At 65.0% G+C, this 8,294-nt stretch carries 7 protein-coding genes and 1 riboswitch; of the genes, 3 read left to right on the forward strand and 4 right to left on the reverse strand.

Features of this window, described 5'->3' with window-relative positions:
* Positions 1-222 precede the first annotated feature (222 nt).
* Positions 223-489, forward strand: a complete 267-nt coding sequence (locus tag MFF34_RS07430) for a hypothetical protein (protein WP_013972506.1) — start codon at positions 223-225, stop codon at positions 487-489.
* Positions 490-618: 129 nt separating this feature from the next.
* Here MFF34_RS07430 and MFF34_RS07435 read toward each other — a convergent pair whose 3' ends face one another.
* From MFF34_RS07435 to cobW, 4 genes are read right to left on the reverse strand one after another with little or no spacing between them, the layout of a single operon-like run.
* Positions 619-1,233 (reverse strand): VWA domain-containing protein, encoded by a 615-nt coding sequence (locus MFF34_RS07435; protein ID WP_238211896.1) that lies wholly within the window; start codon positions 1,231-1,233, stop codon positions 619-621.
* A 53-nt stretch (positions 1,234-1,286) separates the two neighbouring features.
* Positions 1,287-2,297 (reverse strand): ATP-binding protein, encoded by a 1,011-nt coding sequence (locus tag MFF34_RS07440; RefSeq protein ID WP_238211898.1) that lies wholly within the window; start codon positions 2,295-2,297, stop codon positions 1,287-1,289.
* A 1-nt stretch (position 2,298) separates the two neighbouring features.
* A complete protein-coding gene (gene cobN / locus MFF34_RS07445) occupies positions 2,299-6,060 on the reverse strand; it encodes a cobaltochelatase subunit CobN (protein WP_238211900.1) in 3,762 nt (1,253 codons plus the stop codon).
* Between the two features lie 3 nt (positions 6,061-6,063).
* Positions 6,064-7,131 carry a cobalamin biosynthesis protein CobW gene (cobW, locus tag MFF34_RS07450; protein WP_099429505.1) on the reverse strand — a complete coding sequence of 356 codons (1,068 nt, stop codon included), beginning with the start codon at positions 7,129-7,131 and terminating at the stop codon, positions 6,064-6,066.
* Between the two features lie 99 nt (positions 7,132-7,230).
* Positions 7,231-7,445: riboswitch (cobalamin riboswitch) on the reverse strand.
* Positions 7,446-7,556: 111 nt separating this feature from the next.
* On the opposite strand from cobW, the gene MFF34_RS07455 reads away from it, so the two are divergent.
* Together MFF34_RS07455 and MFF34_RS07460 are read left to right on the forward strand one after the other, a co-directional pair.
* Positions 7,557-7,934: a glyoxalase superfamily protein gene (locus MFF34_RS07455; RefSeq protein ID WP_238211902.1), complete on the forward strand. Its 378-nt coding sequence runs from the start codon at positions 7,557-7,559 to the stop codon at positions 7,932-7,934.
* Entirely contained in the window at positions 7,931-8,290 is a 360-nt protein-coding gene (locus tag MFF34_RS07460; protein WP_027594824.1) for a hypothetical protein, read from the forward strand. The genes MFF34_RS07455 and MFF34_RS07460 overlap by 4 nt, the downstream gene beginning before the upstream one ends.
* Positions 8,291-8,294: the final 4 nt, after the last annotated feature.

An 8,294-nucleotide genomic window follows, 5' to 3' on the forward strand; every position in this document is an offset into this window, starting at 1 on the left:
TACAAACCCTGACGGGAATTTTCGCACTTTATCGACATCCCATGGCGGCGCAGGCAAGAACGGATTCAACCCTGAAACAAATTTTTACACCCAATGTGTGACTTGCCCCCGGACAACGAGCATCAGTACACATAACCCCGCGCTGCATATCGCGATGATTGAGGCGAATTTAAAGCAACGCGGACTTCACTTCGATGTTTGGGACCATAGAGAGACCGAACCATGAATGCCCCGCTCCGTGTCAACGAAGCACTGCTGATTGCCGACCACGCCTTCGAACCTTTCCAGTGCGTAGCCTGGGATGCGCCCAATGGTACTGGCGAATTGAGCCTCGCAGTGATCGACCGGACCAGCACCCGCATCGGCAGCAAACAAGTGTCCTCGCGCATTTATTCCGACCCTGCGCAATGGGCCAGCCTGATCGAGGAAGTGCGCGCCGAGCTGTGTGAAAAAGGTTATGACCTGCAACCGTGGTCGATGCCGAAGTAATTGCGATTGCCCCTCCAAGTGCGTGCCCTGCCACGCACTTGTGCAACTTCCCAGTTGCTGCCGCTGCAACTTTTCTTATTGCGACACCTTATTGCGACATTGTGTCGCAGTATCACGCCGCACTGTTATTCAATCCACGACCTTGAAGTGTTCCAGGTGCTGATAATCGGCCTGCAGTTGCGCAGCCAATTGTTGCGCACGGCCCAGACGAACGGGCGCCAGCTCCATGTCGACCAGTAGCGTGGCACAGCCCATCGGTTGCACGTTATCCGAGTGCTGCAGCCGACCGTCGGTAAATACCAGGCAGCGCACAGCTTCATGAGGGTGGGCCTGCTGCCGAGCCTGCAGCCACTGCCGCGCTTGCTCCAACGCAGCGATCAACGGTGTACCGCCCCCTGCTCCCAGTGCTTGCAACCAGGGCTGCAAGGCCGCCGAGGCCTTCAGGCCGTGTCGCTGCCACTGCGGCGTCTGCCCGCTCGCTGTCAGCAGGGCCAACCGCGCCCGCTGACGGTATGCCTGGTCGAACAACGCCGCCAGCAAACCTTTGGTCTGCGCCAGCGCCTGGTGGCGGCGGGTTGAGGCCGAGGCGTCGACGATCACCAGCCACAGTTCGCCAGGCTGAGCCTTGCGTTGCTGCCAGCAGAGGTCTTCACGCAGCTGTGGCCGCCCCTTGAGCAAAGTCGGCAGCCAGGCTACTCGGCCCGAAGTGGTGCTGTGTACACGGCCACGGCTGGCACCTTTCAACTGCCCTGCACGTGGCCTGGCATCCGTCCCTTGGGCTTTTCGCTGGCGGATGCTCAGGGCTTTTTTGCCCAGTTCGGCACCTCACGGCGCGCACCACTGGTCACTGGCTGTGGTGGCAGCGCGCCCCAGTCACCCTGCCCGCCTTGGCCGCCCTGGCTGCTTGCGCTCTGCTGGCCCGTCTCAGGCGGTGTCGAAGGCGGCTGCTGCTGGGGCGTTACACGGCGACGATGGCGCAAAGCGAACTCGGCCACCGCCTCGACATCGGCTTCATCAATGGCCTCGCCGCCGCGCCAGGCACAGTGCGCGCGTGCTGCGCGCAGCCAGACCAGGTCCGCCCGCAGGCCATCGACCCCGGCGGCGTAGCAGCGCTGGGTGATCCAGGCCAGGGCCTGGTCGTCCAGGGCAATCTGGGCGAGGTCGTGGCGCGCCTGCTGACAGCGCTCGCGCAGTTGCGCCTGGGCAGTTGCCCATTGCGCGCAGAAGGCCTGGGGGTCGCTGTCGAACGCCAGGCGGCGGCGGATGATCTGCTGGCGCGCCTGGGGCTCCGGCAAGCCTTCGAGGGCCACATTCAAGCCAAAACGGTCAAGCAGTTGCGGTCGCAACTCGCCCTCTTCCGGGTTCATGGTGCCAATCAGCACAAAACGCGCGCTGTGCCGGTGCGAGATGCCATCACGTTCGATGCGGTTGGTGCCGCTGGCGGCCACGTCGAGCAACAGGTCGACGAGGGTATCGGGCAACAGGTTGACCTCGTCCACGTACAGCACGCCGCCATCGGCCTGGGCCAGCACACCGGGTGAAAACTGGGCCTTGCCCTGCCCCAACGCAGCGTCCAGGTCGAGGGTGCCGACCAGGCGCTCTTCACTGGCGCCCAACGGCAGCGTGACGAACGGCCCCTCGCCGAGCAGGTCGGCGAGGCCACGGGCCAAGGTACTCTTGGCCATGCCGCGCGGGCCTTCAATCAGCACGCCACCGATCTTCGGGTCGATGGCGGTCAGGCACAGGGCCAGTTTCAGCGCGTCGGCACCGACCACGGCGGCCAGCGGAAATTGTACGGGTTCACTCATTTCAAGCCTGTTCCTCGCCGTCGAGCAGTTGCGCCTCAAGGGCTTCGCGGTAATCGCCGGGCGCCTCCCACAGGCCGCGTTGCTGGGCCTCCAGCAGGCGTTCGGTGAGGTCGCGCAGCGCCTCGGGGTTGTGCTCGCGCATGAAATCGCGGGTCGCTGGGTCGAGCACGTAGGCATCGGCCAGCGACTGATAATGATGGTCGTCGATCAGGTGCGTGGTGGCATCGAAGGCGAACAGGTTGTCGACCGTTGCCGCCATCTCGAAGGCACCCTTGTAGCCATGGCGCTTTACCCCGTCGATCCACTTGGGGTTGAGCGCACGGGCACGAATGACCCGGTTCAGCTCCTCCTTGAGGGTGCGGATGCGCGGCCGATCGACCTGGCTGTGGTCGCCGTGGTAGCTGGCCACCGACGCGCCAGACAAGGTTTCCGAGGCGGCCAGCATGCCACCCTGGAACTGGTAGTAGTCGTTGGAATCGAGCAGGTCATGCTCGTGGTTATCCTGGTTCTGCAGGACCGCCTGGACCTGCCCCAGGCGGCGGGCGAACTGCTCACGGGCCGGGGTGCCTTCATCACTGCCGCCATAGGCGTAGCCGCCATGGTTGAGGTAGACCTCAGCCAAGTCGTCACGGCTGTGCCACAAGCGGCCATCGATCGCATTCTGCACACCGGCACCGTAGGCACCGGGCTTGGCCCCGAATACCCGCCAGCCCGCCTGGCGCGCCGCTTGCTCGGCTTCCACGCCCTGCGCCTGCAGAGCCTCACGCTCGCTGCGCACGCGCGCTGCCAGCGGGTTGAGGTCATCAGGCTCATCCAGCGCCGCCACCGCCTGAACTGCAGCATCGAACAGGCGGATCAAGTTGCCGAACGCGTCGCGGAAGAACCCCGACACCCGCAAGGTCACGTCCACCCGCGGGCGGTCGAGCAGGCTCAGCGGCAGGATTTCGAAATCGTCGACCCGCTGGCTACCGGTGGCCCACACCGGGCGTACCCCCATCAGGGCCATGGCCTGGGCGATATCGTCGCCGCCGGTGCGCATGGTCGCGGTGCCCCATACCGACAGGCCCAACTGGCGCAGGTGGTCGCCGTGGTCCTGCAAATGGCGCTCGAGAATCAGGCTCGCCGAGGCAAAACCCAGGCGCCAGGCCGTGGTGGTAGGCAGGTTGCGTACATCCACGGTATAGAAGTTGCGCCCGGTCGGCAGTACATCCAGGCGACCGCGGCTTGGCGCGCCACTCGGGCCGGCCGGCACGAAACGGCCGGCCAGGGCCGCCAGCAGGCCGTTGATCTCAGCCGCACCACAAGCATCCAGGCTCGGCGCCACCGCGTCACACAATGCCTGCACCACATCACGTACCAGTTGCCATTCGCTCAGGGCCGGCAGTACCAGCGTGCCGCCAAGCGCCTGCTCTATCACCTGCAAGGCCAGCAGCTCTAGGCGCTCGCGGGTATCGCCACAGGTGCGCCATGGCGCTTCGCTGATCGCCTGCAAAGGCCAAGGCTGCAGCCCCTGCCACGGCTGCCCAAGGTCGCAATCGAGCGGGTCGAAGCCCGGTACCAGCGCCTTGGCCAGTGCTCGCAACAGGCTGGCATTGCCTCCCCGGCCGTCACCGCGCTCCACACGCAGCAAGGCCAACAGGGTGTCCAAACGCAGCCGGCCCTCGGGCGACTGGCCAAACACGTGCAAGCCATCGCGAATCTGCGATTCCTTGAGGTCACACAGGTAGGTGTCCAGACGCGGCAGCCACACAGCGGCATCGTCCAGCTGCCCTTCCAGTTGCAGCTCCCGGTCGATGTGGTTGGCCTTGACCAGCTCAAGAATGTCGCGTTGCAGCTCGCGGGCACGCCGCGGGTCGAGCAGCTGCGCCTCGTAGAATTCGTCCGCCAGTTGTTCCAGGTGACGCAGCGGGCCATAGGTTTCGGCGCGGGTCAGCGGCGGCATCAGGTGGTCGATGATCACCGCCTGGGTTCGGCGCTTGGCCTGGGCGCCTTCACCTGGGTCGTTGACGATGAACGGGTAGATGTTCGGCAGCGGGCCCAGCAGCGCGTCTGGCCAGCATTGCGCAGACAACCCTACCCCCTTGCCAGGCAGCCACTCCAGGTTGCCGTGCTTGCCGACGTGGATTACCGCGTCGGCGGCAAAGGCATGGCGCAGCCAGAAGTGAAACGCCAGGTGCGCGTGTGGCGGCACCAGGTCAGGGTCGTGATACACCGCGCTTTGATCGACCTGATAGCCCCGCGCCGGCTGGATGCCGACGAAGGTCAGGCCATAGCGCAAGCCCGCAACCATCAAGCGGCCACTGCGGTACATCGGGTCTTGCTCCGGCGGCCCCCAACGCTCTAGCACTGCCTGGCGGTTGGCTTCAGGCAGGCGGGAAAACGCAGCCTGGTAGTCATCCAGGCTCAGGCTCTGCGCGCACGGGCGTTGGTCCAGGTGATCGAGGTCATTGGTCACGCCGCCCAGCAACTGCTGGATCAACTGCGTGCCAGTGCCTGGCAGGCCCGCCAACGGATACCCTTCGGCCTGCAGTGCCTTGAGGATATTCAAGGCCGCTGCCGGCGTATCCAGCCCTACCCCGTTGCCGATCCGGCCGTCACGGGTCGGGTAGTTGGCCAGCACCAGCGCTACGCGCTTCTGGCCATTGGCTAACCGGGCCAGCTCTACCCAGCGCCGAGCGAGCTCGGCGACAAAATCCATGCGCTCGGGGTGGGCGCGGTAACAAACTACGTCGGACTGGCTGCGCTCACTGCGCCAGGCCATGTCCTTGAAACTGACCGGGCGGGTGATGATCCGCCCGTCCAGCTCCGGCAAAACGATATGCATGGCCAGGTCACGCGCGCCCAGGCCCTGCTCGCTGGCTTCCCATGCGGGTTGGTTGTCCTGCGCGCAAATGGCCTGCAACACCGGGATGTCGCGGCGGAACGGGCGCAGGTTGGGGCGTTCGGGGCTGGACAAGGCAAACCCCGTGGTGTTGATCAAGACCTCGGCGCCGACTTCGTCCAGCCAAGCTTCAACCTGTTCGAAGCAGGCGCTTTCCTTGAGGCTGGCCACGGCAATCGGCAAGGGGTTGAGCCCCGCCGCCAGCAGACGCTCGCAAAAGACGTCGATGAACGCGGTGTTGGCCGCTTGCAGGTGTGACCGGTAGAACAGCAACGGTGCCACCGGATGCTCCGGGTGCCACTGCGCGTACCAGTCCTCAAGCAGTGCACTGCCTTTGGCCGGGTGATACACCGAGGTGCGTGGCAGTGGCTGCGGCTCGTCCCAGCCATAGTCACGGCCCAGCCACTGGTTGGCCAGGCAGTTGAACAGGTTGAGGGCGTTGGCCTTGCCGCCCTGGCGCAGGTAGTGCCAGAGGCGTTCGGCCTGATCGCCGGTCACGGTGCCCAGGCCGGTCAGCTCAGGGTCCGGGCGGTCATCGCCCGGCACCAGGATCAACTGCACGCCGCGGGCCGCCAGGGCGACCAGTTGCTCGACGCCATAGCGCCAGTAACCAACACCCCCGTGCAGCGACACCAAAATGACCTTGGCATGGCGCAGCACCTCGTCGACATACAGGTCGACCGAGGCGTGGTTCTGCACCTGCATCGGGTTGGCCAGGCGCAGGCTGGGGTAGCCCTCGGGCAATTGCTCGGCGGTATCGGCAAGCAACGCCAGGTGTGAATCGCCGCTGCAGAGGATCACCAGTTCGGCGGGTGTCTGGCCGAGGTCGGCAATGCTGTCATCCGGCACGAAGCCGCCGGGCTGGGTCCGCAGCAGGTGCATGGGTCAGGCGCCCAAGGCCTGGCGCAAACGCGCTTCGAGCTGCACGGCATCCAGGTCCTGACCGATCAGCACCAGGCGCGTGATACGCGGCTCGTCGGCGCGCCAGGCGCGGTCGAAGTGCTTGTCGAAGCGGGTACCCACGCCTTGCACCAGCAGGCGCATCGGCTTGCCCGGGATGGCCGCAAAACCTTTGGCGCGCAGGATGCCGAACTCGACCACCAACTGGGTCAGGGCATCGAGCAACAGGCTTTCGTCGGCTTCTGGCAAGTCGATGGAGATCGAATCGAAGGCGTCGTGGTCATGATCGTCGTGATCATCGCCATCGTGGTGCGAATCGTGGTGGGTACGGCGGCCATCGATGTGCACCTCGGACTCGGCGCCCACGCCCAGCAGTACGTCCAGTGGCAGACGGCCACTGCTGGCCTCGATCACCTTGACCGCGGGCGGCAGCTCTTCGGCCACCTCGGCGCGGACCTTGGCCAGGCCTTCGGCGTCGATCAGGTCGGCCTTGTTCAGCACCACCAGGTCGGCACTGGCCAACTGGTCAGCGAACAGTTCGTGCAGCGGCGACTCGTGGTCCAGGTTCGGGTCGAGCTTGCGCTGTGCGTCCACCTGGTCTGGGTAGGCGGCAAAGGTGCCGGCCGCCACAGCCGGGCTGTCGACCACGGTAATGACCGCATCGACGGTGCAGGCGTTACGGATTTCTGGCCACTGGAAGGCCTGTACCAACGGCTTGGGCAGCGCCAGGCCACTGGTTTCGATGAGGATGTGGTCAAGGTCGCCACGGCGTGCGACCAACTCGCGCATGACTGGGAAGAACTCTTCCTGAACGGTGCAGCACAGGCAGCCATTGGCCAGCTCGTACACGCGGCCGCTGGCCTCTTCTTCGGTGCAACCGATGCTGCACTGTTTGAGGATCTCGCCATCGATGCCCAGTTCGCCAAATTCATTGACGATCACCGCGATACGGCGGCCTTGGGCGTTGTCGAGCATGTGGCGAAGCAAGGTGGTCTTGCCCGAACCGAGGAAGCCGGTAACGATGGTGACGGGGAGTTTGGCCAGTGTTTTCATGTCGCGATGCCCTTGGCAAGATGGCGCGGGCATGCAGGACGAAAGCCACGGGCCAGGTCGGCCGGGCTTGTTCGCCACCGGATCACCCCGCCCGGTTGAAAGTCGAAATCGCCTCGAGGCAGGTCTCCTGGCTCGCACCGTACCTGCCGTGCCTTGAATAGCAGGGCTGGAGGGCGCGACGCCTTCCCGCGCGCTTGCGCAGTGGCTGTGTCGACCCGTTGTCGGTGCTTACAGTTGCGGGGGCAGCCGCGGCTTGTACCGCGTTCCCGTCTTAGCTTCGGCCTGGCCGAAGAACCTCGAAGTGGCAAGGCTACGCAGTGGCTGGCAGGTGGTCAACCATTGCCGTCGGTCATTGCGCGACACACGCACAAGCATCGGCGCATCTGCGCTACAGTTGCACCTTCATCAACGGCCAAGGACGCCCTATGCCGCTCGCCCCCGCCATCCCGGTACTGCGTATTTTCTCGGTCGATAAAGCCAAAGAGTTCTACCTCGACTTCCTCGGTTTCAGCCTGGACTGGGAACACCGCTTCAGCCCGGACCTGCCCCTGTACGCGCAAATCCACCGCGACGGGTTGATCCTGCACCTAAGCGAACACCACGGCGATGCCACCCCGGGTTCGACTGTGTTCGCCCGCCTCGACGACCTGCGCGCCCTCGAGCGCGAACTTCAGGCCAAACGCTACGGCTACGCCCGCCCCGAGGCCGAACGCCTGGACTGGGGGCTGCAGATGCAGGTCCATGACCCGTTTGGCAACCGCCTGCGCTTCTGCCAGCAAATCGATGATGAGGCCGCGCAATGAAGGCCATGGGCAAGCGCGAAATGGCCCGTGTGGAGCGTGAGCTGGTGGTTTGCCTGACGGACGCCTGCGAGACGGCCAAGGCAGAGATTGTCGGGTTCACCTGGCTTACCCATCACCTTGACCCCGACAGTTTTCCTGCCAGCCTGCGCATTACCTGGGTATTCGAGCGCGAGGCAGACAAGGCTGCAGCGCTGGCTGGGGTGGCTAAAGCGCGGATGCTGGCGTTGACCTGTCAGGCGCTTGATGAAGTGGGGATACGGCTGGATCACCCGGCCTGGCATGTGCGGTTTGACAGTGAAGAGGCTTGTAGTCGGAGCCACGGCGGGGATTGGGGTAAGCGGTTGCGGGGGCGCTGAGGGG

Source organism: Pseudomonas sp. PAGU 2196 (assembly GCF_022179005.1).
Lineage (GTDB): Bacteria > Pseudomonadota > Gammaproteobacteria > Pseudomonadales > Pseudomonadaceae > Aquipseudomonas > Aquipseudomonas kermanshahensis.